This is a genomic window from Streptomyces sp. NRRL S-350 (assembly GCF_000719705.1).
Taxonomy (GTDB): domain Bacteria; phylum Actinomycetota; class Actinomycetes; order Streptomycetales; family Streptomycetaceae; genus Kitasatospora.
The window spans coordinates 1-25,422 of sequence record NZ_JOHO01000099.1 but is presented as its reverse complement, the minus strand read 5'-3'; the positions used below and the strand labels follow the sequence as shown (position 1 = coordinate 25,422).

Here is a 25,422-nt window from a genome sequence, read left to right as displayed (position 1 = left end):
CCTCCCCACCTACCCCTTCCAACGCAACCGCTACTGGCTCCACCCCACCCCCGCCACACCCTCCGGCTCCGCCGGTCTCACCCCGGGCGGCCACCCGCTGCTCGACATCGCGATCGAACTCCCGGACGACGGGCACCTGTTCACCGGTGTCCTCGCCCTGGAGCGCCACGCGTGGCTGGGTGAGCACGCCGTCCTGGGCGGACCGGTGCTGCCGGGCGCGGCGTTCGCGGACATCGCGCTGAAGCTCGGCGATCGGCTCGGAGTCGACCGACTGGACGATCTCGTCCTGGATCACCCGCTGGTGCTGCCCGAGCGGGGCGAGGTCGAGTTCCAGGTGCTCGTCGGCCCGGCCGACGAGTCGGGGGCCCGTCCCATCGGCTTCCGGTCCCGCCCGCGCGCCGCCGGGGAGGATGCGGCCCAGCCGTGGGTCGGCAACGCCTCCGGCAGGTTGACCGTGAGCGCGCCGTCCACCGTTGCCCCCGCCCAGCCGGAGGCCTGGCCGCCGGCCGGAGCCGAGGCGGTGCCCGTCGAGGCCCTGTACGCGCAGGTCGCCGAGGCAGGCGTCGAGTACGGTCCGCTCTTCCGCGGCCTGCGGGCCGTCTGGCGGCACGGAACGGACCTCTACGCGGAGGTCGCTCTCCCCGAGGGAGCCGCCACGGACGGGTTCGCCCTCCACCCGGCGCTGCTCGACGCCGCCCTGCACCCGCTGGCGGTCTGGTCCGGCGCTGACGACGGCCTCCGGCTGCCGTTCGCGTGGCAGGGCGTCAGCCTCCACGGCACCGGGGCGACCGGCGCGACAGCGCTGCGCGTGCGGATGTCCCGAGCCGGTAAGGGCGCGGAGAGCCTCGCCCTCACCCTCATCGAGCCTGCGACCGGTGCGCCGGTGGCCTCCGTCGAGTCGCTGACCGTACGCCGGGTCGACCCGGCGACCTTCCACCGCGCCGGAGCCGCCGTGCCGCTGTACGGACTCGACTGGGCCACCGTGGCCCGGCCGGGCTCGGGGTCGGTCCGGCTGGCTGCTCTCGGCACCCTTCCCGAGCTGCCCCCGGGCCTGCTCCTGGACGTCCACCCGGATCTTGCGGCCCTCGCCGAGAAGACCACCGACGCCCCGCCCAGCGATGTGCTCCTCGTCCTGCCCGTCGACGCCGACACCGACACCGACGCCGACACCAACGCCGACGGCCACGGGCCCGACGAGCAGGTCGCGGCCGCCCACCGCATCGCCGAGAGCGTCCTGGCGGCCGTCCAGGACTTCGTCGCCGACGACCGGCTCGCCGACGCCCGGCTGGTCGTGGTGACCAGGGGCGCCGTGGCGGCCGGCCCGGGCGACGACGTCCCGGTGCCGGCGGGTTCGCCCGCCTGGGGTCTGGTCCGCGCGGCGCTCTCGGAACACCCCGGCCGGTTCGTGCTGGTCGACCACGACGGCAGCGAGGCCTCCTGGCTGGCCCTGCCGACCGCGCTCGCCGCCGGGGAGGAGCAGTTCGCCCTGCGCGACGGGCAGCTCCTGGCTCCGCGCCTGGCCGTCGTCGGCGCGTCCGAGGCCCAGGCCGAGCCGCGCCCGCTGAACCCGGACGGGACCGTCCTGGTCACCGGCGGCACCGGTACCCTCGGCACCCTGCTCGCCCGCCATCTCGTCACCGCCCACGGTGTACGGCACCTGGTGATCACCAGCCGGCGCGGCCCCGACGGTCCGGGAGCCGACCGGCTCACCGAAGAGCTCCGGGAACTGGGCGCCACCGTGACCGTCACCGCCTGCGACACCACCGACGCCGACGCGGTCACCGCGCTCATCGCGGCCATCCCCGCCGACCGCCCCCTCTCCGCCGTCGTCCACACCGCCGGCCTCCTCGACGACGCCACCGTGACCGCCCTCGCCCCCGGGCAGCTCCACACCGTCCTCCGGCCCAAGGTCGACGCCGCCTGGCACCTCCACCGGGCCACCGAACACCTCGACCTGCAGGCGTTCGTCCTCTACTCCTCGATCGCCGGCATCGTCGGCAGTCCCGGACAGGCCAACTACGCCGCCGCCAACGCCTACCTCGACGCCCTCGCCACCCACCGTCGGGCCCGCGGCCTGCCCGCCCACTCCCTCGCCTGGGGGCTGTGGGCCCAGCCGGGCGGCATGGCGGGCACCCTGGACTCCCAGGACCAGGCGCGACTGCGCCGCTCGGGCATCGCGCCGATGTCCGCCGGGTACGCGCTCGCCCTGTTCGACCGGGCGCTCCTGACGGACCGGCCGGTGCTGGTGCCGGCCAGGGTCGACACGGCGGCGCTGCGGGGCGCCGCGACGGTGCCGGCGCTCTTCCGCTCGCTGGTCCGCCCGGCGGTCCATGCGGTCTCCGCATCCGCCCGGGCGGCCGAAGAGCCCGTGCTGCGCGATCGGTTGGCGGCGCTCGGCGCCGCCGAACGGGTCGACGCGCTGCTGGACTCGGTCCGCTCCAGGATCGCCGAGATCCTGGGGCATGGCAGCCTGCGGGCGATCACCCCGGACCGCGGTCTGATGGACCTCGGCTTCGACTCCCTGATGGCGGTCGAGTTGCGCAACAGCCTGGGCCGGCTCACCGGTCTTCGGCTGCCCAGCACGTTCGTCTTCGACTACCCCACGCCCGTCACGATGGCCCAGGAGCTGGACGCCCGCCTCGGACTCGGTGACGGCCTCGGTCACGCCGGCGGTGCCGACGGCGGTGCCGACACCGTCGACGAGGCGTCGATCCGCCAGGCCCTGGCCGCCATCCCGATGGACGTCCTGCGGGCGTCCGGTCTGGTCGAGCCGCTGCTGCGGCTGGGCCGGACGGCCGACCCGGCGCCGACCCCGGAGGACCGCAGCGCCTCCATCCAGGAGGCCGACACCGACGAGCTGATCCGGATGGCCCTCGCCGGCCTGGACTGACCGACCCCTGCACGGTGCGGCCCCGGCCTTCGGGCCGGGGCCGCACCGTGACCACGTCCGTGCGGCGCATCCACCCGCGACGTGGAACAAGTCCTCGTGTTAGCGCTCACATCCCGTTACCGGCGGTACATGCGGATGTCACGCAGGACCAGCAGAGTGTCATGTCCACACACACCACGGCCTGGAGGTCCTGTGCTCACTCGGCGTCATCCCCAGCTGTCCTGGACGAAGCGTTTCGCGGTGCTCGCCGCCGCCATCGCATCCGTGCTCGGCATGTCCGTGCTCTACAGCCCGGCCGCCAGCGCGGCGGTCCACAACTCCTGTGCGATAGCCGGCTGTTCCGCCGCCGCATCGGCCAACTCGACCTGGTCCGCCGCCGGTTACCCGACCAGTCGCGGCTGGTACGACTGGCCCGACGGCCAGTGCAGCTTCGCAGGCGGCGAGTTCTACAACAACGACGGGCAGCTGCCCGCCGGCGACACCTTCCACGAGTACGACGTCTACCCGCGCGCCTGCGGCGACCACCGGGACGCCTACCGGATCGTCGTCGACGCCAACACCGGCGTGGTCTGGTACTCCCCCAACCACTACCGGGACTTCTACCGGCTGTAGGAGCGCACCGACACCCCGGGCCGTTCCGGCGCCGACTCCACGAGGATGCCGCACCGGAACGGTCCCGGGCCCCGCCCCTGCGTGCCCGACGGCCGGCGTCGACGGAAGCCGAACCGGGTTCAGGTGACCGACGCGCAACGGGCCAGCGTCTCCAGCGGCCGGGTGAGCACCTCGCCGAACGCCAGCTCGGCGGCGCCGATCAGGACGGTGTCGCCGCCGAGTTCGCCGACCCGGAGCCGCAGGTGCTCCCGCACCGCGGCCAGGGCGTTGGTGTTGATCCGGCTGCGCACCTGGGCGGCGGAGCCGAGGAAGACGTCCCGGAGCGTCCCGCCGAGGATGACCAGGTCGGGATCGAAGAGGTTGACCAGGTTCGCGATCCCGATGCCGAGCCAGTCGCCGACGCGGTGCAGCGCCTCGCGGGCGGTGACGTCCCCGCGGTCGGCAGCGGTGACCACCGACCGCACGGCGTCGGTGCCGGTGACGGCGCCGTCCCGGCCGGCGGCCTCCAGGAGGGCGCGCTCACCGGCCTCGGCCTCCAGGCAGCCGCGGGCGCCGCAGCCGCACGGCCGTCCGCGGTACGGGTTGACCGTCATGTGGCCGACCTCGCCGGCGTACCCGCGTGCGCCGCGCAGGAGTTCACCGTCGATGATCACTCCGGCGCCGATCCCGATCTCGCCGTTGAGGTAGACCAGGTTCTGGGTGCCGCGGCCGACGCCCCGCCGGTGCTCGGCGAGTGCGCCGAGGTTGGCCTCGTTCGCGACCAGCACCGGCACGTCCAGGCCCGGCACGTCCACGCGGAGCCGCTCGGTGAACGCGCCGGCGAAGTCGAGGTCCCGCCAGCCCATGTTGGGTGTGAGGCTGACCAGCCCGTCGGGGTGGCGGACGATGCCGCGCACCGCCACCGCGATGCCGACGCACGAGCTGCCGGCCGGGGCACCGTCCAGCATCCGGTGGGCGAATCCCGCGAGGATGGCGGCCACGCGGGCGGGGTCCTGCGGGTGTCCGGAGGGCCACGGGCACTCCCGGCGGTCCAGGAACACGCCGCCGAGTCCGATCAGGGCCGCCGCCAGCCGCTCCACCCCCAGGTCGACCGCCAGCACGTGCACCCGGGTGGACTCCGGCTTGACGACCAGTGAGGGCCGCCCGGCCCGGCGGGTCTCCTGCGGCAGCTCCTCGCGGACCAGGCCGGCCGCCGCCAGATCACCGACCAGGCCCAGGATGGTGCTGCGGTTGAGGCCGAGCCGGGTCGCCAGCACGGTCCGCGAGGCGGCCCCGTCGAAGTGGACGTGGCGCAGCAGGGCACCCAGGTTCTGCTGACGGACCTCTTCCTGGGAAGGACCGGCTTTCATGGCAGGGGACTCTCATCGTCGGGCTGGGCGGCGGCGGGACTCGGCGACCCTCATCGTCGGGCCGAGCGGCGGCGGGACATGGCGTCCACACCGGCGGCCACCAGCAGCACCGAGCCCGTGACAGCGTACTTGACCCCCGAGCTGTAACCCATCAGCCCCATGCCGTTCTGGATCACCGCGACGACCAGGCCGCCGAGCACGGCGTCGACCACGCGGCCGCGGCCGCCGAACAGGCTGGTGCCGCCGATCACGGCGCTGCCGACGGCGAGCAGCAGGACGTTGCTGCCACCGGTGTTGGGGTCCACCGAGTTGCCGCGCGAGGCGGCGATGATGCCGCCGACGGCGGCCAGGCAGGAGCAGATCACGAAGGCGGCGGTGCGGATGAAGGCGACGTTGATGCCGGCCCGGCGGGCGGCCTCGGCGCTGCCGCCCACCGCGTAGATGTGCAGGCCGAAGCCGGTGCGCTGGAGGGTGAGGGTTCCGAGCAGGAGGAGGACTCCGATCACGGGCACGACGATGGGAACGCCCTTGAGCGAGCCGACGATGACGTTGCGGCTGCGCTCCTGGTTGAGCAGGTACACGGCTGCGCCGCCGAGCACCACGACGGCTCCGGTGCGGATCGCCATCAGCGTCATCGGGGTTCCGGCGAGCCCCCGGCCGCGCCGGTCGCGGCTGCGGCGCAACTGCAGGGCGGCATAACCGGCGGCGCAGCCGGCCAGCAGGACCCAGCCGAGGACGGGGCTGAGGTTGTTGTTGGCGATGGCCAGGATGGTCGGGTCCTTGACGGAGACGTTGGTGCCCTCCTTCAGCAGCATCAGCACGACGCCCTGGAAGCCGAGGAACGCGGCCAGTGTCACCACGAAGGAGGGGATGCCGACCTTGGCGACCAGCGTGCCGATGAGCAGGCCGATGGCCGCGCCGGTCAGCATCGCGGCGGCCACCGCGGCGTACCAGGGCCAGCCGTGGTTGGTCAGCAGGATGGCCAGCACCGCGGCGCAGACCCCGCTGGCGTAGCCGGCCGACAGGTCGATCTCGCCGAGCAGCAGGACGAAGACCAGCCCCATGGCGATGGCTATGCTGCCGGCGCTCTGGGTGAGCAGGTTGGCGAAGTTCAGGTTGGACAGGAAGACCGGCCGCAGCACGGCGAAGAAGGCGCACAGGACGACCAGGCCGGCCACGGCGGGGAGGGCGCCGAGTTCGCCGGCGCGCACCTGCTCCAGGTAGTTGCGGCCCAGGTCGGCCAGGCCGGACGCCGGGGACCGGCCCTGGGCGGCGTCGGAGCCGGTGGGACGGTTCGGCCGCTCCGGCTTCTGGGGGGCGAGGGCGGCGGTCATACGGCGGCTCCCTTGGGGGTGGTCTGCGGTCCCAGGTCGCCGCTGCGGCCCGAGGTGATCAGTTCGACGACCTGGGCGTGCGTCACGTCGCAGGCCCTGACCTGGGCGGCCATCCGCCCGAGGTAGAGCGCGGCGATCCGGTCGGAGACCGCGAAGACGTCGTTCATGTTGTGCGAGATGAGCACGACGGCCAGCCCGTTGTCGGCCAGCCGGCGGACGAGTTCCAGGACCTGCGCGGTCTGCGGGACGCCCAGGGCCGCGGTCGGCTCGTCGAGGACCACCAGCTTGCTGTTCCACAGCACCGCCTTGGCGATGGCGACGGTCTGGCGCTGGCCGCCGGAGAGGCTGGAGACCTTCTGGCGGAGGGACTTGACCGTGCGCACCGACAGTCCCCGGAGCGTCGCGGCGGCCATCTCCTCCATCGTCGAGTCGTCCAGCACCAGGCCGCGGCGCTTCTCCCGCCCCAGGAACATGTTCTGCACGATGTCGAGGTTGTCGCAGAGCGCGAGGTCCTGGTAGACGATCTCCACACCGAGCGCGCCGGCCTCGCGCGGGCTGTGCACCTGGACGGGGCGGCCTTCGAACAGGTAGTCGCCCGCGTCGGTGGGGTGGATTCCGCCGATGCACTTGACCAGCGTCGACTTGCCCGCGCCGTTGTCACCGACGAGCGCCGTGACCTCCCCCGCGTAGGCGCTGAACGCGACGTCGTGCAGGACCTGGACGGGGCCGAAGCTCTTGTCGATCCCGCGCAGCTCTAGAGTCGGTGTTTCTGTCATGGGTGAGGCTCCTGGGGGTGTGGCGGGGTGGGCCTCGTGCCGCCGGCGGCCGGGGCCCACTGGTACGGCCGTGCGCTCACGCGCTACCTGCGGGCGGCCTTCACTTGATGCCGGCCTTGGTGCACAGCGCTTCGTAGTCGCCGGTGCACAGCTGCGCCTTGGTGACGTAGCCGTCGGTGACGACGTCCTGGACGGTGTCCTTGAAGACGGCCTGGGGTGCGAGCAGCACCGACGGGACGTCGCGGTTGCCCGTCGGGTCGTGGACGGTGGCCTTGGTGTCGCCCTTCTTGCCGCCGGCCAGTGAGACCGCGAGGGCGGACGCCGCGTCGGCCTCCTTCTTCACGGCCTTGTAGACGGTCATGCACTGGTCGCCCGCCAGGATGTTCTGCAGGCCCTGCACCGTGGCGTCCTGGCCGGTGACCGGCACCTGCCCGTTGCGGTGGTTCTTGCGCAGCACGGCGATGGCCGCGTTGGCCAGTCCGTCGTTGGCCGCGAGCACGCCGCCGATGGCCGGCTGGCTGGTGTACATCTGCTCGAAGATGGTCTGCGCCTGGGCGTTGTCCCAGTCCGGCACCGACTGGTTGGGGCCCTTGGTGTACTGCCCGGAGGCGTACAGCGGGTCCAGCACGCCGTTGTAGCCGTTGGCGAACAGGGTGGCGTTGTTGTCCGTCGGGGAGCCGTTGAGCTCGGCGACCACGGGGTTCTTGGCGCCCATGTCGGTCAGGCACTTCGTCAGGCCGTCGCCCTGGAGCTTGCCGACCTGGGTGTTGTCGAAGCTGACGTAGTACTGGGCGGAGCCGCCGAGGGTGAGCCGGTCGTAGTCGATGGTGGCCACGCCCTGGGCCTTGGCCTTGTCGAGGACGGCCTTGCCGGTCCCGCTGTCGAGGTTGACGATCACCAGGACGTTCACGCCGCTGGTGATCATCTGGTCGGCGATGGTCTGGAACGCCTGCTTGTCGCCCTCGGCGTTCTGGATGTCGTAGTCCACGCCCGCGGCCTTGAAGGCCGCCGCGAGGTAGGGCCGATCGGCGGTCTCCCAGCGCACGGACGACTTGCTGTCCGGCAGGATCACGCCGATCTTCGGCTTCTTGGCGCCTCCGGAGCCGGCACCGGAGCCCGAGGAGCCGCAGGCGGTGACGGTGGAGAGCAGGGCCGCTGACACGGCAGCGGTGGCGAACAGGAGTCCCTTGCGCATGGGCAGGGTCCTTTCGAGGCGTGTCCGGCCGACGCCGGACGTGCGTGGCTGAGGAAGGGTGGGGAAGGGCACGAGCCCGGAGCGGGGAAACAGCCGGCCCCCTGTTTGTTGCCTGCGACAACATACGGGCCGTGGTGAGGTCCGCCAACCCCTCGCGTCGACCCTCGAACGTAACGATCGAATTACCGTCAGGCCCTGGACAGCGCGGGGCCCGCAGCGGGAAGAACCCGTGCCCGCCGCCCGGGCGCACGTGGCTCGCAGCGGGAAGAACCCCGTGCCCGCCGCTCGGCGCCGGACCCGGGCAAGGGCTTTCCCGGGCAGTCCGGCCGTTCTCCGCGGACCCCCGTCCACTGGCGCGCCCACCGGGTGCTAGAAATCCCTGGTGGACGATCACCCCGAGCCCTCGACCGTGCGCGTCTTCGTGGCGTTGGCTCCGCCCGACGAGGCCAAGGACGAGTTGGCCCGGGCCCTGCGGCCCGCCTACGCCGGGTACCCGCGGCTGCGGTGGAACCGGATCGAGGACTGGCACATCACCCTGGCCTTCCTCGGTGAACTGCCTTCCACGGCAGTGCCGCCGCTGCGGTCGGGGCTGGCCGCCCTGGCGGCGTCGCGCCCCGCCCTGCGACTGGGCCTGCGCGGGGGCGGCCAGTTCGACGACCGACTGCTGTGGAGCGGGATCGACGGGGACCTGGAGGGACTGCACCGGCTCGCGGCCGACGTCCGGGAGCTGGTCGGGTCCTGCGGGATCGAGTTCGGCGACCGCCCGCTGCGGCCCCATCTGACCCTTGCGCGGTCCCGCCGCGACGACTCCACCAGCGTGCCGCAGGCCGCGGCCGGGCTCGCCGACTTCGTGAGCCGACCGTGGCGCACCGAGCGCCTCCACCTGGTCGGCAGCAACATCGGCCGTGGCCCCGGGCCGATCCGCTACCGCGACATCGAGGCGTGGCGGTTCGGCACCGCGCTCCGGGCCGGGGGCGGCAGCGCCCCCGCCGAGCCGTAGCCCGGCGCGGGCTCAGCGCCGCCAGCGGTAGAGCGCGTCCCATTCCTGCGTGATCCAGGTACCGTCGCCGACCGGCACCGCGGTGTCGACCTCGGCCATCGGGTACTCGACCCGGCCGTGCAGGGCACCGGTGGCGGGGTCGGCGAGCCAGTGGCTGTGCTCCCTCCAGTCGTCCCGGCCGAACACGTACACGGCGGCCTCGTCGTACGGGTTGTGGAGCACCACCATCGCCGTCCCGTCGTCCACGAAGCCGCCGGAGGAGGAGATGTACGGGGCGTTGTGCACCGCGCAGTCACCGGTGCCGGGAGGCGGGAAGTCACTCAGGGCGAGCGAGGCGGTGACCCGGTGAGTCGGGAGGACGTGCCAGCTGACGTCCCGTCCCCTTCGGTCCACGGTCATGCAGCGGGTGTTCCCCCGGTCCGCGCCCAGGTACTCGCGCTCGCCCGGGAGTCGGCCGCCCCGGCCCTGCGGCAACTGCCGGCCCAGGACGAGGGCACCGGACTCCCACCGCGCCTCGTAGCGCGTGGCCGTCGCCCGCCCCTCGGACACGGTCACGCCGCAGACCTCGCCGTTCTCGTCCCGGAGCAGGCTGACGAAACACCCGTGGCCGCCGCACGGGAGCACGCTCCGTGCCAGCACCGTCCCCGCGGCGTCCAGGGTGAGGATCAGGGTGCTGTCGGGCAGTCCGGACGGGAGCCGCAACCAGATCCGGAGCTCCTGGCCGGCGCCGCCCGCCGCCGAGCCGCCGACGGGGCGGGGCGCGGCCCCGGTCGTCGAGAAGTCGAGGTAGCCCCAGCGGCTCACCTCCCACGTGCCGTACGACTGCTCCCACCGCCTCGTGCCGTCCTGGGCGACCGCGACGTACCCCGTCGCGGTGCCGAAGACGGCGATCGACAGGTCGGGAGCCACCCACTGCCTCGACCACCGGTCGGGCGACGGGGCCGGGAACTCGGCTGCCAACTCCGCCTGCTCCGCCAGTTCGTAGATGCGCAGGGACTCGGCGCTGCGGACCTCCAGGCGGGGAACGGGGCCGGTGGCGTCGAGCGACGTCTCGGCGCCGTCCCGTTCCGGGATCGGGTACCTGGCCACCAGCTGCGGTGTGATCGTCATGTCGGCATCCTCCCGGATGGCGGAGCAGCCGTCGGTGAACGCCCGACAAGCCCGTGATCGATCCGCACCGGCCCCGCACGTGCCCCGCGCGGGGCCGCCACTACTGTCGGGGAGACTGCGTGCGAGGGCCGTGACCGTGGGCACGGCCCTCGCACAGGGTGTGGGGCGCCCCGTTCCCGCCCTCGTCGTCCGGATCTGCACGTGGTGGTGAGCCGTGCGGTGTGCCCTGTCACCTGTACGCGGTGCTGAGCTGCACTGTTGGTGGGGAATCGAACCCCTGCGTTGCTCTTCACGCACCAAGGCCGGATGAACCGCCGGCCGCGGTGTGTGCACGCCTCCGTGACGACTACCTGCTTCCCACACCCGGCTCGTGGGGTCAGTCCTCGATCAGGTCGATCTCCCAGTTGGTGCGCTGGATCAGGCTGTCCACCTCGCGGATCTCCTTGGCCAGGACGTCAGCCCGGGCGCGGAGCTCGGCGACCGGCAGGGCGGAGAGGACCCTGAGTTCGGACCGCAACTGCCGTACCGCTCCCCGCTGGTCGCGCCCGGAGGCCGCGTCGGCGGCCGCGGTGATCACCGAGTGGCGCAGCCGCAGGACGTCCCTGCGGGCAAGCGCGTCGGTGAGAGTGCCGCCGCCCTCGACGAGCGCGGTGGAGTTGGTCCGGTTGATCCGACGGATCAGCCGCTCCAACTCGTCCAGCACCTCCCCGGCCTGGGCCAGGACCTCCGCCGCGTTCTCGGCCGGCTCCTCGCCCTCCTGGTAGCGGGCACTGCCGACGACGCGCGCTCGCAACTGCTCCACCTGCCGCACCGCCGCCGCGCGCTGCGCGAGCGCTTCAGCCAGTTTCACCGCGTCATCACCCCTGTGCCCTCCTGATCGTCGGGCAAGTATGCACACCGGTGCGTGACGGCGCGGCACGGGGGCCGCCCGGTCGGCTGGACCGGGCGGCCCGGATGGAGCGGCCGGCGGACGCCCCGGGCCTGCCGGCCGTCCCGGAAGGCCGGCAGCGGCCCTCCCCGATCCCCGGCTCAGATCGCCCGGGCGGTGCGGCTCACCGAGCCCGGCGGTCTCGAAGACCCCCTGGTCACGAGCCGTCCGACTGCTCCTGGAAGGATCTCCCCCATGACTAGCGACATCCGCCGCGCCGCGGGAACCAGAACCCTCTCCGATGCCCTGCTCTCGATGGTCGGCATCCGGCGGCGGAGCACGGAGCAGGACCTCGCCGATCTTCGAGCGGGCACCACCTTGCAGGTGTTCTGCTCGAGCCCGACGCTGGGCACGGTCAGGATGCTGTCGGTCGGCAAGGGACGCACGATCCCGCACACGGCGTCCGGCCACCTCCACCTCGCTGCCGGCACGGTGACCTGGCGCAACCGGCGCACCCGCGAGGACGTCGTCCTCCGGGGTCCGTTCCGCCTGTCGCCGTCCGAGCAGAGGACACCGCACCCGAAGATGGCCCGCATCGACCTGACGGCCGGCGACGGGCAGCACGTGATCGTGATACCGAAGGCCGACGTCCCCCTGGTCACGCAGGTACTGGAGGCGGCTGACCGGTAGCACCCCGGGTGACGGCCCGGGCGGGTGCTACCAGTTGCCCCAGGGGAGGTTCCAGCCGCCGAGGCCGTTGTCGGGAGCGACGGTCTTCTCCTTGGTGTTCACGACCGTGACGACGTCGCCGATCAGCGAGCTGTTGAAGAACGACCCGGCGGGGGAGGTGTCGCTGCCGCCCTCCACGTCCTTGAGCGCGACGCAGCCGTGGCTGGTGTTGGCCTTGCCGAACGGGTCGCCCTTGTACCAGTAGTTGCCGTGGAGGTAGGTGCCGGACCTGGTCAGCCGCATCGCGTGCGGTACCGCGGGGATGTCGTACTCACTGCCCATGCCGACGGTCTGGGAGTTCATGTGGGTGACCTTCTCCTTGGACATGACGACCATGGTGCCGCCCCAGGAGGGGTGCTGGTCGTCGCCGAGGGTGGCGGGCACGGTGGTGGACTTGCCGTCCCGCTTGATCGTCAGCTGGTGCGCCGCGGCGTCCGCGGTGGAGACCTGGGAGCGGCCGATGGTGAACGGTTCGTCCTTGTCGACGTCGCCCCAGACACCGGGGGCGACCTCGACGTTCTTCAGCCGGTAGTGGATGGTGACCTTGGTGTTCGGCTTCCAGTAGTCGGCCGGGCGGAAGTCGATCCGGTTGTCGCCGAACCAGTGGCCCTTCACCTCGGTGCCGTTGTCCGTCTCGAACGTGATGGCGTTGGCGACGGCGTCCTTGTTCACGACCTTGGCGCTGAAGTCCACCTTGACGATCATGCCCACGCCGTAGGTCTGGCCGTCGGCGATGTTGTCGTTGGTGGAGACCTGCTTGCCGGGCGCGACGGTGGTGAAGGCGCTGGTGGCCGCGGAGACCAGACCGTCGTCGTCCTTCGCCTGGGCGTTCACCGTGTACGCCGTGCCGGGGGCGAGCGCGGCGGCGGGCTTCCACCCGGTGCCGTCCGGGGTGATCGCGCCCGCGACCGGCTTGCCGTCCTTGTCCGTCACGTCGACGGCGGTGAGCTTTCCGTGGGAGACGGACACCTGGAGCGCGGTCGGCGCGACTCCCTGCGCCCCGTCCTTCGGCTCCACGTCCAGCACCGCGGTCGACGTCTTCGGCGTCGCCGCGGCGGCCGCCGCGCCGGAGGCCGCGGGGGCTCCGGAGGCTGCGGCGCCGGGCGACGCGGCGTCACCGCCATCGCCCTGGCCGTCGCCACAGGCCGCGGTCATCAGCAGGATCCCGCCCATCGCCAGTGCCACCGCGCCGCGGTGGAAACGGTCGCTGGTGCGTATCGCGGCCCGGGCCGCCCCAACAGTGCTCACAGTTGCTCCCTCTCGGTGTTCGCCGCCAGCTTGGGCGCCGGTTCGTCCCGGCCGCAACGGTGCGCCGGCGATCAGGGACGCTGGGACGCCTCTACCCGGTTTGAGCTGGGAAGACGTAACCTTCCTGGGACGCGCTCGCGGGGCGCCGGAAGGCCGCGGCCGGTGCCGCCGGTGCCTCGGGGAACCGTGGGACGCTCTGCGGCGTGCTTCTTTGCCGGAGCTCGCGTCGACACCGAGGGGGCTCACGAGCGGGTGGAGGAACAGTGCCAGAGGGGACCGGGGAGTTGAAGGAGGCGGGCGAGGTCGCGCGGCTGCTCCAGGAGCTGAAGAGCCGGTCGGGGCTCAGTTACGGCGCGCTGGCGAAGCGACTGCACGTGAGCACGTCGGCCCTGCACCGCTACTGCAACGGCGACGTGATGCCGGTGGAGTTCGCCCCGCTGGAACGCCTCGCGCGGCTGTGCCGGGCGACGCCGGAGGAGCGCACCGAGCTCTACCGGCTGTGGGTCGTCGCCCACGCCGCGCGAACGAACCGGCAGGCGCCCGCGCCCGCGCCGGAAGCGAAGACTTCGTCAGCGGCTGCGGTGGCCCGGACGGTTCCGGACACCCCGGCCGCTCCGGAACCGGAGGAGACCCCGTCGGAGACGCGGGAGGAGACGCGGGAGGAGACACCGGCCACGGCAGGCGCCGCCGGAGCCGGGACGGCCGCCCCCGGGCGTGCCCCCGCCGTACCCCCGCAGCGGCGGTTGTCCCGGGGTGCACTCGCCGCCGTGACGGCTGCCGCGGTGCTCGCCACCATCGGGGCCGTCGCCACCGGCCTCAAGACCCACTCGGGCGGTCCGCCCGCCTCCGCTCCCGCCCGCACCGCGGACACCGCCCCGTCCACCGCGTCTCCGGCGACCGCCTCCGCCGCCACGCCCGTCGGCACCGGCGCGACCCCGTCGGGGCCGACCGACGCCGCGGACCAGGGCGCGAACGCCCCGATCAGCGTCACGGTCCGCCCGTCCCGCTGGGACACCGAGTGCGACCAGTACGTGGTCAACCGCCCGCCGTCGGAAGTACCCCGTCCGCCCGCGGTGGTGGACGTCCCGGCCTGGGTCTCACGGGTCGGTGCGGTCGCCGGCCACTACCAGTCGATCGAACTCACCGTGCAGGGCACCGGCAGCGAGACCGTGGTGCTGACCGCCCTCAACGTCCGCGTCGCCCGGATCGCGGCCCCGCTGCCCTGGAACGCCTACTCCATGGGCGACGGCTGCGGCGGCGGAGTCGACGTCCGCTCCTTCGACCTCGACCTGGACGCGGCCCGCCCCCGTCCGGTCGTGACCGGGGGCAGCATCGGCCTGCCGGTCAAGGTGAGCGAGCGGGACCCGGAGGTCATCGAGGTGACCGCCGAGACCACCTCCCACGACGTCAGCTGGTACCTGGAACTGGACTGGACCAGCGGCAACAGCAAGGGCATCGGGGGCCCGGCCGGGGCCCCCCCCCCCTTCCAGCAGTGACCCCCCCCCCCCCCGGCGCCGGGGCGGGGGTCGGCGCGTGCTCCGGGACCGGTCCCGCAGTGGCGGAGGCCGGTCCCGGATTCCTGGTCAGCTGCGCAGGCTCCACTGCTGGTTGGCCGCGCCCGAGCAGCCCCAGAGCTGGATCTTCGTGCCGTTCGCCGTGCCCGTGCCGGCGGCGTCCACGCACAGGCCCGACTGCACTCCGGTGATGGTGCCGTTGGCGTTGACGTTCCACTGCTGGTTGGTCTGCCCGTTGCAGTCCCAGATCACCACGGCGGTGCCGTTGCTGGTCCCCTTGCCGGAGGCGTCCAGGCACTTGTTGCCGTAGACCACGAGCTGCTTGCCCGCCGTGTAGGTCCACCGCTGGTTGGTGTCGCCGTGGCAGTCCCACAGTTGGGCCTGGGTGCCGTTGGTCGTGGAGGCCCCGGGGATGTCCGTGCAACGGCCCGACGCCTGGCCCACGATCTCCTGGCCGTTGCCGGGGGTGGGAGTGCCGGAGCCGAACTGGCTGAAGAACTTCCACACCTCACCGGACGTCCAGGTGCGCCAGCCGTCGCAGGTGCACCCGTCGATCGGGCCGGGGTCGTGGCCCGCACCGTCGAACGCGGCCCAGACGACCGGATAGCCGGACTTGCACCCGGAGTAGGTGGTGACGACGTGGGTCAGGCTGCCGGCTGCCGGCTCGGGCGGATTCTGCGCGGTGCAGCCGTTGTTCCTGACGAACTGGTCGCGTAGGGACCGTCCCGAGGAGATGGGCAGGACGTCGTCCCGGAGGCCGTGGAGTCCCATGTACGCGATCGGCTGCGTACCGCCGCTGCATCCGCTGAGGTTCGCGCCGGAGTAGACGGCGACCGCGCGGAACACTGTCGCCCTGGCGCAGGCGAGCGCGTAGCTCATCGCGCCGCCGTAGCTGAACCCGGCGGAGAAGAGCTGCGTCGGGTCGACGCACAGGCCGGCTTCGAGCTGCCTGGTCATGTCGTCGACGAAGGTGATGTCCTGGCCGTTGGAGTTGGCCCAGCCGTTGTCGAAGCCCTGCGGTGCGACGAAGATCGTGCCGTTGTGGTCGGCGTCCGCCAGGCGCCTGAGTCCGTAGTAGGACCAGTTGTACCCGTCGGTGCCGCCTGAGTCGACGTCATTGGCGGCGCCGCCCCGCCAGTGGAATCCGAAGACCAGCCGGTAGGGGTGGTTCTGGTCGTAGTTGGCGGGGATCCTCAGGATGTAGCTGCGGTTCTGGCCGCTGCTGGTGATCGTGTGGGTGCCGCTGGCCAGCGACGGCGCGGTGCCGCAGCCACCGGTACCCGCGGCGGGAGTTGCCGGAGTTGCCGCCGTGGCGGGAGCGGCGATCCGGGCGGCGGCCGTTGCCGGAGCGGCCGTCGCGCTGAGGCCGGTGCTCAGCGCCATGCTGATCGCAGCCACGATGACGACCATCGGGGCCAGCGCACGGGTGAACAAGGAACTGCGTTTCATGGGCTCTTCCTTCACTGTGGGTGGACAGGAGTTCAGGGCGCCGGCCGACGGGGTCTCCCGCGGGCCGGTTGAAACGGTTCGTTGGGGCGAGGGCGGGCCCTCGGGGATGCGCGTGGGGTGGGGCGCCGCCTGGTGCGCACGGGGGGGCGGGAAGGGCCCGCCAAGACTGTGAGCGCTAACAATTCGCGCGAAAGGCTTGCTCCTCCAAAAGGTGGTGGGACGTCTTGAAGGCGACGGCCGCAGCCTGCATCAGCCCGTACGCGCAGTCAACCCTTCTCACAACGTCCGCCCCGGCGTCGGCCTGAGGGTCAGCCGGGCGCGAGTCGCCTTCCGGCCCTTGCCGTGCAGCGGCCGGCGCACCGGTGGCCAGGCCGGGAAGCCGCAGGTGGCGCCGTACCGGGACGGCCGGTTCCACGCCGTCGGCCGTGCGGCGGGGCCGCGCAGCCGATCGAGTGCATGACCGGTCATGCCGTCGACGGCGTGATGGTGTCGCCGTCGGCCCGGATCGCGTGGACGATCCGGGCGGCCCAGTCGGCGGGCCGCTGGTGGCCGAGCAGGTGGGAGAGCCGGTCCATGCGCCTTCGGCGTTCGCCGGGGGTGAGCACGAGCGCCCGCGCCAGTACGGATGTGAGGTCGTCCGGTGAGCGCGGGTCGGTGAGCAGGGCCGCGTCCCCGAGTTCGTCGGCGGCGCCCGCGTGGCGGGAGAGCACCAGGACGCCCGGCCCGCCGGCGCGGTGCGTGGGGAGTGCGGCCTGGGCGGCGATGAACTCCTTTGCCGTCAGGTTCATCCCGTCCTGCAGCGAGGTCACCCAGAGCACGTCGGCCGTCAGGTACTCGTCGACGACCTCGGGGAACGACAGGCTGCGGGGGAGGTAGTCCACCGGCCTCCAACTGCCCTTTCCCCAGGTGTGGTTGACCTCGGCGATGCGCTGTTCGAGGAGGCGGCGGGTGCTGTCGTAGGCGGTGAGACCGGGCTCGGGGGGTGGGCAGACGAGCCGGAAGGTCAGGCGGCCGCGCAGTTCGGGTCGCCGGGCGAGGAGTCCGGCGACGGCGTCGACCTTCTGGATGGGGGCCTTCGCGTAGTCGAGGCGTTCGACCGACAGCACCAGAGGGCCGGCCGGCCGGCGCGGCGGTGCGTGGCGCCGGACGAGCGCTTCGATGGCGGGCCGGTCGACGCCGAGCGGGTGGACCGCTGTGCGCGGCAGGCCGGCTTCGCCGGCCAGGGTGCGGCGGAAGTGGTCGGCGAAGGCGGCGGTGTGGAAGCCCGCCCAGTCCAGACAGGCGAGGGAGGCACGCAGTTCGGCGGCGACGGGCAGGGTGGCGAAGATCTCCGGTGGCGGGAACGGAGTGTGGTGGAAGAGGCCGGCCCTCAGGTCGGGGCGGGCGGTGCGCAGCAGGCCGGGGACGAGCCACAGGTTGTAGTCGTGGAGCCAGACGGTGGCGCCGGGGGCGGCTTCGGCGCTGATGTGTTCGGCGAAGCGGGCGTTGACCGTGCGGTAGTCGGTCCAGGTGTGGTGGTCGAAGACCGACCGGTCGGGTTCGGACATCAGTACCGGCCACAGCGTCTCCTTGCCGGCGCGGTGGAAGTAGCCGGTCCACTGGGCGGTGCTCAGCGGTACGAGGGACAGGGGCAGTTCGGTGGGGTGCGGGTGGGTGGCCTGCTGGTCGCCGCCGGCCAGGGCGGTGACCCAGATGCCCGGCAGGCCGTCGGTGAAGGCGCTGGTCAGGGTGGGCAGGATGCCGTTGGGGCTGGCGGGCGGCTGCCAGCTTCCACCGTTCCAGTGCGTCGGGGGGCGGTGGTAGGCCACGACGAGGGAGTGCCGGCCGCCGAGGCGGTCCGGGTCGCGGGAGACCCAGCCCAGGGCCTGCAGTGCCGCGTGGATGCCGGCCGCGCCGCTCTGGGGTGGGCGGTGGACCAGTGGGTCGTCGGCGACCGCGGTTGTCAGAGCGGCCTCGGCGCCGCCGACGATCACTGCGTGCGTGCCGAGTCGGAACAGTGACAGGTCGTTGAGGGAATCACCGGCGACCAGGATCTCCTCCGGTGCCCAGCCCATGTCCCCGGCCAGGGCCCGAAGGGCGTTGCCCTTGGAGGCTCCTGGCGGCAGTACGTCGAAGTAGCGGTCCGCGGAGTGGACCCAGTCGCAGCCGAGTGCTCTCACGGCTGCGGTGAGCTCGGCGGTGAGCCGGTCCGGGGCCAGGTAGTAGGAGCAGCGGCCGTCCTGGGCGACGCCCTGCTGGTAGGTGAGCGCGGGGAAGCGCCGCAACGCGGCGCGTACGCGGTCCGCTCCCGGCCAGCCGGCGCGCAGCCGTCCCTGCAGCGAGTCCACGGGGGTGAAGTCGTTGCCGTCGATGACGGTGGCGCCGACGTCGGCGAGGATCCACCGCGGTTGCGGAACGAGCGGATCGCGGAGCACGTCGCGGATGGAGGCCAGTCCTCGGCCGGTGGCGAAGACCAGTGTCACCTCGGGGTGGCGGGCCAGGGCGTCCCGCAGTCGACGCCGGTCTTCCCGGGTGCCGCCGAGCAAGGTGCCGTCCAGATCGGTGACCAGAATCCTCGACATCCGAGGGACGCTAACACGCCGACCAGGCATGGTGAAGCGTTCACGTCACCCGTGCGCGGACCGGCTCGGAGCGAACGCTGCGGCAGCACTCCACTCGTCTCCGTCACGCCTTGGCGGGGATGTGGCAGGGCCGGTTGCGGGCGGCCACGAGAGCCGATCGACAGTCCGGCCCCCACGCCCGGGGCGTTGCCGAGAAGGTCGACGAGGTGGCGGCGGCGCCGCTGACGGGGTCGGCGACGGCGAGCCGGACCGGGGCTCGGGTGGTGCCGTCGAGGGCGCCGCGCCGGCAGGGCTGGTGGACGTTCATGGGGCCGGCGAGCAGGCCCCAGCGGGTCGGTGCCGTGGCCGGTGATCGGGGTGCGGACGGCCAGGGCGCGCGGCGCCACGCTCGCTGCGCCCGCGGAGGTCGGTGCGGTGCGATGCGGAGCCCCCTGTGCGCAGATGCCACTTCAGGGGCGGTTGGCGATCGCGTTCGACTCAGCATGCGGAGTTCAATCTCCGCTTCTGCTAGCCTCCAAGTATGCGGAGTCAGTTCTCCGCTTAATTGCTGTCCCGCTGGAGCGCACACCCATGCCCCGAACAGATGCCCGCCCCCACTACAACCTGACCTTCGCCGTGCTGCTGCTCGGTGTCGGCGCGTTCTCCCTGCTGCAATCGCTGGTGGTCCCGGTCCTGCCGACCCTGATGGAGCGCCTGCACACCACCCAGGACACCGCGACCTGGCTGATGACCGGCTACCTGTTGTCCGCCTCCGTGGCCACCCCGATCCTGGCCCGGATCGGCGACAAGGTCGGCAAGGAGCGGATGCTGATCGTCACCCTCGTCTCCCTCGCCGCCGGGTCCGCGCTGGCCGGCGCCTCCCACTCCGTCGGTCTGATGATCGTCGCGCGGGTCATCCAGGGCACCGGCGGCGCCGTGGTGCCCCTGGCCTTCGGCATCATCCGCGACGAGTTCCCGCCCGCCAAGGTCCGCAGCGCCGTCGGCGTCACCGCCGCGCTGACCGCCGTCGGCGCCGGACTCGGCCTGATCCTGGCCGGGCCGATCGTCGACCACCTGGACTACCACTGGCTGTTCTGGGCGCCGATGATCCTCGTCTGCGCCGCGGCGATCGCCACCTACCTGTTCGTCCCCGAGTCCCCCGTACGCGTCCCCGGACCGATCGACTGGCGCGCAGGACTGCTGCTCTCCGTCTGGCTGGTGGCCCTCCTGCTCGCCGTCAGCGAAGGGCAGAAGTGGGGCTGGGGCTCGCTGCGGATCATGGGCCTGTTCGCGGCCGCGGTGGTCTTCGCCGGGTACTGGATCGTGACCGAGCTGCGCTCGGACGCCCCGCTGATCGACATGCGCGTGATGCGCATCCCGGCCGTGTGGACCACCAACCTGGTCGCCCTGCTCTTCGGCATCGGGATGTACACCTCGATGACCTTCCTGCCGCAACTGGTCCAGACGCCCGAGCACCTCGCCGGCTACGGCTTCTCCGCCGACGTCACCCAGTCCGGGCTCTACATGCTGCCGATGACCGGCGGCATGTTCGCCCTCGGCGTGCTGGCCGGCAAGCTCGCCGCCCGCTACGGCTCCAAGCGCGTCCTGATCGCCGGCAGCCTGATCACCATCGTCCCGTTCGCGATGCTGGCGCTGCAGCACGACCACGCCTGGCAGATCTACACCGCCTCGGCCCTGATCGGCATCGGCCTCGGCCTCGCCTTCTCCGCCATGTCCGCCATCGTCGTCGAAGCCGTCCCGCCGGCCCAGACCGGCGCGGCCAGCGGCATGAACGCCAACATCCGCACCATCGGCGGCGCGATCGGCAGCGCGGTGGCGGCCAGTATCCTGTCCTCCGGGGTCACGGCCGCCCACCCGTTCCCCCAGGACTCCGGCTACACCAGCACCTTCTGGTTCCTGACCCTCGGCGCCGGGCTCGCCGCCGCCGCGTCCCTCGCCATCCCGACGGCCCGGCGCCGCCGGAGCGACCACAGCGTGGGATCGCCCCGGCTCACCACGGTGAACCGGTGACCGAGCACAAGGACCAGGCCTCGCGATGACCACCCCCCACCGGCCCGCACCCGGCAAGCCCAAGGCCCTGCGCCGCGACGCGGCACAGAACCGGGAGAAGCTGCTGCGGGCCGCGTGGGAGGTCTTCGCCGAACTCGGCCCCGACGCGGGAGTCGAGGAGATCGCCGGACGCGCCGGCGTCGGCATGGGCACCCTCTACCGCCGCTTCCCCACCAAGGAGTCCCTGCTCACCGCCCTCAGCGACGAGATCCTCGACTCCATCCTCGACTGCTTCCGCCGCGCCGCCGAGCAGCAGCCCGACGACCGGGCCCTGGAACAGGCGCTCTGGGACACCGGCACGGTCCTGGCCGTCCGCCACGGCTGGCTCACCCGCCTCTGGGCGGCCATCCCGCCCGAAGCCGACGAACGCCGCGCGGAACTGCTCACCCTGGTCGACGACCTCCTCACCCGCGCCAAGCACACCGGCCGGGTCCGCGAGGAGATCACCCGCACCGACGTGTACGTCGGCCTACTGGCACTGCGCGTCCTCATCGACGACACCGAAGGCCAGGTACCCGGCCTCTGGCGCCGCCACCTCGCCATCGTCCTGGCCGGCTTCCGCCCCGCCGCCGAGCCCCTCGCCCACCCCGCCGTCGGCGACACCCTGATCCGCGCCGACCCGCCCGAGCACCGCGCGGACTGAGGACCACGGCACCGGGGAGCCCGACCACGCACCACAAGCGGCGACGCCCCCGGGCCGCCCATGGCATCGACCTCACACGCTCCCCCTACGCGAACGCACGCCTGCGACCGCCGGGCGGTTCAGGACTCCGGTGCACCGGCCTGAACGGAGGGCTTCCGGCCCGGTGGCCGATGGCGTCCTCCGGGCCGTGCCGCAGTGCGGCAGGCACCGCGCACGCGGTCACACCGTGTCGATGCGGCGTCCGCTGACGCCGTCCGGTCGGACGCGCACCCACAGGGGGCGGGAGCCGTCGGCCCAGGGGGTGGCGCCCGGGAGGGCCGAGAGGCGTTCCTCCTCCTCCGGGACGCCGACGCGTCGGGCCTCGCCGAGGATGAGGACGCTCCAGCCCCGGCTGCGGTGGTCGTCGATGTGGTCCACCTCGAAGGAGACGGGCGAGCCCTCCCTCGGGGCGGCGGCGCCCCGGGGGGCGGTCCGGTAGGCGATCGTCCGGGCGTCCACGACGTAGTTGACCGGGAGGACGAGGGGCGCCGAGGAACCGGGCAGGCCGATCCGGCCGATGCCGTGCGTGCCGAGCAGGTCCCAGCACTGCGGCTCGGTGAGGTGGGACAGCCGGGGGCGCGGGTCGGCGCCGGCGGTTCCCGGCGGGGCGTCGGGGCGCCGACCGGACAACAGCTCCGGCCAGGTCATGCCGAGCACGGTGGTGATCCGGACGAACGCGGGCGGGTCGAACTCGGGCCCCGCCCGCAGGAGTTGCCGCAGGTAGGCGGGCGACATGGCGGCCCGGTGGGCGAGCGCCCCTTCGCTCATGCCGAGTTGGTCGCGGCGCCTGGCGACCCGGTGGGTGACGTCGCTCGCGTCGGATCGGCTGGTCATGGTGGCGACTCCTGCGTACATGGTGGGTCACGTCCGGAAGAGCGCGACCTTGAGCGCTCCGGTGTCGGCCGCGTCGGCGAAGACGTCGTAGGCGTCCTGCATCTCGGCGAGGCCGAAGCGGTGGGTGACCAGCCCGCCGACGTCCAGCCGGCCCACGGCCAGCATGTCGAGCAGCAGCGGGGTGCTGTTCGTGTCGACCAGGCCGGTGGTGATGGTGACGTCGCGGATCCAGAGGTCCTCCAGGTGCAGCACGGCGGGCTTGCCGTGCACGCCCACGTTGGCCACCCGGCCACCGGGTCGCACCAGGCGGGTGCAGAGTTCGAAGGACTCGGGGACGCCGACGGCCTCGATGGCGACGTCCACGCCGAGCCCGTCGCGGCTCAGTCGCCGGATGGCGTCCGGGGTGGCTTCGGCGACCGTGAGGGTCGTGTCGGCGCCGAACCGCTTGGCGGCTTCGAGGCGGCTCTCGGCGAGGTCGATCGCGATGATGCGGGAGGGGCTGTACAGCCGGGCGGTGAGGACGGCGGCGAGTCCGATCGGCCCGGCGCCGACGATCGCCACGGTGTCGCCGGGCCCGATGCGTCCGTTGCAAACGCCGACCTCGTAGGAGGTGGGCAGGATGTCGGCGAGCAGCAGGGCGTCCTCGTCCCGGACGCTGTCGGGCAGCCTGTACAGGGAGGTGTCGGCGAAGGGGGTGCGGACGTACTCGGCCTGGCAGCCGTCGATCAGGTGGCCGAGGATCCAGCCGCCGCCTCCGGTGCACTGGCCGTAGCTCGCCGTGCGGCAGTAGGCGCAGCGGCCGCAGGCGGAGATGCAGGAGGCCAGGACGCGGTCGCCGACGCCGACCGTGCGCACGCCCGGCCCGGTCTCGGTGACGGTGCCGACGGCTTCGTGGCCGAGGATGCGGCCCGCGGTGACCTCGGGGACGTCGCCCTTGAGGATGTGCAGGTCGGTGCCGCAGACGGTGACCGCGTCGACCCGGACGACGGCGTCCTCGGGGTCTCGCACGGTCGGGTCCGGGACGTCGCCCCAGGTGCGGCGGCCGGGTCCGTGGTAGGTGAGCGCTTTCATGGCCGCGGTGGCTCCTCTCGGACGGGCGGCGCCGGAGCGGTTCCGCTCGCACTTCCAGGGTTCAGCGCGGCCGCGCCCCCGGCCAGGGGTCCGGTGGGGTGCTCGGGTGGGCCGTTGGACCCCCTCTGCGGTCGGCCGTCGGAGGAGACCGCGCCTACCCTGGTCAGTGGGCCATCGGGGGGCGAGCCACGGAGGATCCCCTTGGGCAGCGCGCCGGACACCAGCGGTTCGGACACATCCGCTTCGGAGACGGCCGATCCCGTGCCGAAACTGCGGCTGGACGAACTCCTGGAGGAGCTGCAGACCCGGTTGGACGCCGCCCGCGGCACCCGCGACCGGGTGCACAGCCTGCTGGAGGCGGTGCTGGCGGTCGGGCGGGACCTGGAGCTGGCCCAGGCCCTGCAGCACATCGTGGAGGCGGCGGTCACCCTGGTGGACGCCGAGTACGGGGCGCTCGGCGTGATCGGTGAGGACCAGCGGCTGTCCCAGTTCATCCCGGTGGGGGTCACCGACGACCAGGTGAAGCTGATCGGCGACCTGCCGTCCGGACACGGCATCCTCGGGGAGCTGATCCGCCACCCCGAGCCGCTGCGGCTCAGCCGGATCTCCGACCACCCGGCCTCCTACGGCTTCCCCGCCAACCATCCGCCGATGGGCAGCTTCCTGGGGGTGCCGATCCGGATCCGGGGCAAGGTCTTCGGCAACCTCTACCTGACCGAGAAGCGCGGCGGCGGCGAATTCGACGCCGAGGACGAGTCCGTCCTCGCCACCCTCGCCGTCGCCGCCGGCGTCGCCATCGACAACGCCCGCCTCTACGACCGGGCCCGGCAGCGGCAGCGTTGGCTGGCGGCGAGTGCCGAGGTGACCAGCAGCCTGCTGTCGGGCAGCGCGGAGCAGGAGGTCCTGGATCTGCTGCTCGCCCGGGCGATGGAGATCACGGGCGCGGACCTCGCCGTGGTCGCGGTGCCGCCGGCGGGCACCGGCGAGCTGGAGGTGCGCGTCGCCGTCGGGCTGGGGGCGGAGGAGCACCGCGGGCTGGTGCTGCCGGTCGAGGGCTCCCTGATGGGTGCGGTGTTGCGCACCGGCGGGCTCGTGGTGAGCCCCGACGTCCAGAAGGACCCCCGGATCACCGCGGGCCCCCCGCGCTTCCGGGGGCTCGGCCCGGCGCTCGCGGTGCCCGTCGGCACCGCCGAGCGCGGCATCCGGGGCGTCCTGCTGCTGGCCCGGGCAGCCGGCACCTCCCTGTTCGAGGAGGACGAGTCGGGGCCGCTGCTCGGCTTCGCCGGCCAGGCGGCGGTCGCGATGGAACTCGCCGAACGGCGCCGGGACTCCGAGCAGGTCGCGCTGCTGCGGGAACGGGACCGGATCGCCCGCGACCTCCACGACCTGGCCATCCAGCGGCTTTTCGCCACCGGCATGACCCTCCAGGGCGCGACCCGCTTCATCGACCATCCCGAGGCGACCGACCGGGTGCTCCGGGCGATCGACGACCTGGACGAGACGGCCAGGACCATCCGCGCCACCATCTTCGGCCTGCGCCTGCGCGAGCGGGGCCCGGCCGCGGCCGGCCTGCGCACCCGCGTCGTCGAGGTGGTCGAGCGCGCCGCCCGCGCCCTCGGCTTCACCCCCGCCCTGCGGATGACCGGCCTGCTCGACGTAACCGTCCCCGCGGAGATCGCGGACGCGGCCGTCGCGGTCCTGGAGGAGGCCCTGTCCAACGCCGCCCGCCACGCCGGGGCCGGAGCCGTGGACGTCACCGTGACCGCCGGGGAGGAACTGGCCCTGAGGGTCACCGACGACGGGATCGGCCTGCCCGGGGGCGGCCGCCGCAGCGGCCTGGCCAACCTCGCCGACCGGGCCACCGCCCTGGCGGGCACCTTCACCGCACGGGCCCGCCCCGAGGGCGGCACCGAACTGCTCTGGCGGGTGCCGCTGCCCGGCGCCTAGCCCAGCACCTCGCCGGGTGCGGGCCGGGGCGCTGGGGCGCGCTCGGGGCCGTGGCCGAGGCGGAGCAGGATCGGTCGTGCTCGTCCGCGCCGCCGGACGCGCCGCCTCAGCTTGATCTTTAACCTCGCGCGGCGAGGTGGGCCTGGAGCGTGGGTTCGCGTTTGACGGTCTTGCCCACGTCGTGGCGGGGCGCCGGCTTGCGGT

At 73.1% G+C, this 25,422-nt stretch carries 20 protein-coding genes; 8 read left to right on the top strand and 12 right to left on the bottom strand.

Annotated features, from left to right (window positions below; all coding sequences use genetic code 11):
* On the top strand, positions 1-2,890 hold a 2,890-nt coding region (locus IF30_RS0138370), incomplete at its 5' end, for a type I polyketide synthase (protein WP_037902684.1).
* A gap of 192 nt (positions 2,891-3,082) precedes the next feature.
* Positions 3,083-3,502: a ribonuclease domain-containing protein gene (locus IF30_RS0138365; protein ID WP_030247375.1), complete on the top strand. Its 420-nt coding sequence runs from the start codon at positions 3,083-3,085 to the stop codon at positions 3,500-3,502.
* Between the two features lie 119 nt (positions 3,503-3,621).
* On the opposite strand, the gene IF30_RS0138360 is transcribed toward IF30_RS0138365, so the two are convergent.
* From IF30_RS0138360 to IF30_RS0138345, 4 genes are all read right to left on the bottom strand, one after another.
* Entirely contained in the window at positions 3,622-4,851 is a 1,230-nt protein-coding gene (locus tag IF30_RS0138360) for an ROK family transcriptional regulator (RefSeq protein WP_030247373.1), read from the bottom strand.
* Positions 4,852-4,901: 50 nt separating this feature from the next.
* Positions 4,902-6,185 carry a sugar ABC transporter permease gene (locus IF30_RS0138355; protein WP_030247371.1) on the bottom strand — a complete coding sequence of 428 codons (1,284 nt, stop codon included), beginning with the start codon at positions 6,183-6,185 and terminating at the stop codon, positions 4,902-4,904.
* Positions 6,182-6,961: an ATP-binding cassette domain-containing protein gene (locus IF30_RS0138350; RefSeq protein ID WP_030247368.1), complete on the bottom strand. Its 780-nt coding sequence runs from the start codon at positions 6,959-6,961 to the stop codon at positions 6,182-6,184. The genes IF30_RS0138355 and IF30_RS0138350 overlap by 4 nt, the downstream gene beginning before the upstream one ends.
* A gap of 100 nt (positions 6,962-7,061) precedes the next feature.
* The gene (locus IF30_RS0138345; RefSeq protein WP_030247367.1) at positions 7,062-8,156 is read right to left on the bottom strand and encodes a sugar ABC transporter substrate-binding protein; all 1,095 of its coding nucleotides are present in this window, start codon (positions 8,154-8,156) and stop codon (positions 7,062-7,064) included.
* A gap of 382 nt (positions 8,157-8,538) precedes the next feature.
* On the opposite strand from IF30_RS0138345, the gene thpR reads away from it, so the two are divergent.
* Positions 8,539-9,156, top strand: coding sequence for an RNA 2',3'-cyclic phosphodiesterase (gene thpR / locus IF30_RS0138340; RefSeq protein ID WP_030247364.1), 618 nt, complete (start codon positions 8,539-8,541; stop codon positions 9,154-9,156).
* A gap of 12 nt (positions 9,157-9,168) precedes the next feature.
* Here the strand turns inward: thpR and IF30_RS0138335 are convergent, their stop codons facing one another.
* Together IF30_RS0138335 and IF30_RS0138330 are read right to left on the bottom strand one after the other, a co-directional pair.
* Entirely contained in the window at positions 9,169-10,266 is a 1,098-nt protein-coding gene (locus IF30_RS0138335; protein WP_030247362.1) for a hypothetical protein, read from the bottom strand.
* A gap of 376 nt (positions 10,267-10,642) precedes the next feature.
* Entirely contained in the window at positions 10,643-11,116 is a 474-nt protein-coding gene (locus IF30_RS0138330; RefSeq protein WP_030247360.1) for a DIP1984 family protein, read from the bottom strand.
* Positions 11,117-11,389: 273 nt separating this feature from the next.
* On the opposite strand from IF30_RS0138330, the gene IF30_RS44320 reads away from it, so the two are divergent.
* Entirely contained in the window at positions 11,390-11,824 is a 435-nt protein-coding gene (locus tag IF30_RS44320; RefSeq protein WP_030247358.1) for a hypothetical protein, read from the top strand.
* 27 nt (positions 11,825-11,851) lie between these two features.
* On the opposite strand, the gene IF30_RS0138320 is transcribed toward IF30_RS44320, so the two are convergent.
* Complete coding sequence (locus IF30_RS0138320) at positions 11,852-13,111, bottom strand: L,D-transpeptidase (RefSeq protein ID WP_234323000.1); 1,260 nt, start codon at positions 13,109-13,111, stop codon at positions 11,852-11,854.
* Positions 13,112-13,374: 263 nt separating this feature from the next.
* Between IF30_RS0138320 and IF30_RS0138315 the strand changes: the two genes are divergently transcribed.
* The gene (locus IF30_RS0138315; RefSeq protein ID WP_158835869.1) at positions 13,375-14,607 is read left to right on the top strand and encodes a helix-turn-helix domain-containing protein; all 1,233 of its coding nucleotides are present in this window, start codon (positions 13,375-13,377) and stop codon (positions 14,605-14,607) included.
* An 87-nt stretch (positions 14,608-14,694) separates the two neighbouring features.
* Here the strand turns inward: IF30_RS0138315 and IF30_RS0138310 are convergent, their stop codons facing one another.
* The 3 genes from IF30_RS0138310 to IF30_RS0138300 all read right to left on the bottom strand — a co-directional run bounded on the left by IF30_RS0138310 (position 14,695) and on the right by IF30_RS0138300 (position 18,942).
* Positions 14,695-16,074 (bottom strand): RICIN domain-containing protein, encoded by a 1,380-nt coding sequence (locus IF30_RS0138310; RefSeq protein ID WP_234322999.1) that lies wholly within the window; start codon positions 16,072-16,074, stop codon positions 14,695-14,697.
* A gap of 464 nt (positions 16,075-16,538) precedes the next feature.
* On the bottom strand, positions 16,539-18,635 hold the full coding sequence (locus IF30_RS0138305) for a trehalose-6-phosphate synthase (RefSeq protein WP_234322998.1): 2,097 nt from the start codon (positions 18,633-18,635) through the stop codon (positions 16,539-16,541).
* Positions 18,636-18,738: 103 nt separating this feature from the next.
* Positions 18,739-18,942, bottom strand: coding sequence for a hypothetical protein (locus IF30_RS0138300; protein ID WP_030247350.1), 204 nt, complete (start codon positions 18,940-18,942; stop codon positions 18,739-18,741).
* A gap of 263 nt (positions 18,943-19,205) precedes the next feature.
* Between IF30_RS0138300 and IF30_RS0138295 the strand changes: the two genes are divergently transcribed.
* Both IF30_RS0138295 and IF30_RS0138290 read left to right on the top strand, forming a co-directional pair.
* On the top strand, positions 19,206-20,645 hold the full coding sequence (locus IF30_RS0138295; RefSeq protein ID WP_051712135.1) for an MFS transporter: 1,440 nt from the start codon (positions 19,206-19,208) through the stop codon (positions 20,643-20,645).
* A gap of 25 nt (positions 20,646-20,670) precedes the next feature.
* Entirely contained in the window at positions 20,671-21,327 is a 657-nt protein-coding gene (locus IF30_RS0138290) for a TetR/AcrR family transcriptional regulator (protein ID WP_030247346.1), read from the top strand.
* A gap of 219 nt (positions 21,328-21,546) precedes the next feature.
* Here IF30_RS0138290 and IF30_RS0138285 read toward each other — a convergent pair whose 3' ends face one another.
* Both IF30_RS0138285 and IF30_RS0138280 read right to left on the bottom strand, forming a co-directional pair.
* Positions 21,547-22,200, bottom strand: a complete 654-nt coding sequence (locus IF30_RS0138285) for a pyridoxamine 5'-phosphate oxidase family protein (protein ID WP_234322997.1) — start codon at positions 22,198-22,200, stop codon at positions 21,547-21,549.
* 27 nt (positions 22,201-22,227) lie between these two features.
* A complete protein-coding gene (locus IF30_RS0138280) occupies positions 22,228-23,271 on the bottom strand; it encodes a zinc-dependent alcohol dehydrogenase family protein (protein ID WP_030247343.1) in 1,044 nt (347 codons plus the stop codon).
* A gap of 261 nt (positions 23,272-23,532) precedes the next feature.
* On the opposite strand from IF30_RS0138280, the gene IF30_RS0138275 reads away from it, so the two are divergent.
* Positions 23,533-25,218, top strand: a complete 1,686-nt coding sequence (locus tag IF30_RS0138275) for a GAF domain-containing sensor histidine kinase (RefSeq protein WP_030247340.1) — start codon at positions 23,533-23,535, stop codon at positions 25,216-25,218.
* Positions 25,219-25,422: the final 204 nt, after the last annotated feature.

What these genes read in the sequence shown, in the direction of transcription:
- IF30_RS0138295 (WP_051712135.1), top strand. Translation starts at nt 19,206, where the DNA reads ATGCCCCGAACAGATGCCCGCCCCCACTACAACCTGACCTTCGCCGTG.
- IF30_RS0138335 (WP_030247362.1), bottom strand. Translation starts at nt 10,266, where the DNA reads ATGACGATCACACCGCAGCTGGTGGCCAGGTACCCGATCCCGGAACGG.
- IF30_RS0138360 (WP_030247373.1), bottom strand. Translation starts at nt 4,851, where the DNA reads ATGAAAGCCGGTCCTTCCCAGGAAGAGGTCCGTCAGCAGAACCTGGGT.
- IF30_RS0138285 (WP_234322997.1), bottom strand. Translation starts at nt 22,200, where the DNA reads ATGACCAGCCGATCCGACGCGAGCGACGTCACCCACCGGGTCGCCAGG.
- IF30_RS0138280 (WP_030247343.1), bottom strand. Translation starts at nt 23,271, where the DNA reads ATGAAAGCGCTCACCTACCACGGACCCGGCCGCCGCACCTGGGGCGAC.
- IF30_RS0138305 (WP_234322998.1), bottom strand. Translation starts at nt 18,635, where the DNA reads ATGTCGAGGATTCTGGTCACCGATCTGGACGGCACCTTGCTCGGCGGC.
- IF30_RS0138350 (WP_030247368.1), bottom strand. Translation starts at nt 6,961, where the DNA reads ATGACAGAAACACCGACTCTAGAGCTGCGCGGGATCGACAAGAGCTTC.
- IF30_RS0138290 (WP_030247346.1), top strand. Translation starts at nt 20,671, where the DNA reads ATGACCACCCCCCACCGGCCCGCACCCGGCAAGCCCAAGGCCCTGCGC.
- IF30_RS0138310 (WP_234322999.1), bottom strand. Translation starts at nt 16,074, where the DNA reads ATGAAACGCAGTTCCTTGTTCACCCGTGCGCTGGCCCCGATGGTCGTC.
- IF30_RS0138300 (WP_030247350.1), bottom strand. Translation starts at nt 18,942, where the DNA reads ATGAACGTCCACCAGCCCTGCCGGCGCGGCGCCCTCGACGGCACCACC.
- IF30_RS44320 (WP_030247358.1), top strand. Translation starts at nt 11,390, where the DNA reads ATGACTAGCGACATCCGCCGCGCCGCGGGAACCAGAACCCTCTCCGAT.
- IF30_RS0138355 (WP_030247371.1), bottom strand. Translation starts at nt 6,185, where the DNA reads ATGACCGCCGCCCTCGCCCCCCAGAAGCCGGAGCGGCCGAACCGTCCC.
- IF30_RS0138345 (WP_030247367.1), bottom strand. Translation starts at nt 8,156, where the DNA reads ATGCGCAAGGGACTCCTGTTCGCCACCGCTGCCGTGTCAGCGGCCCTG.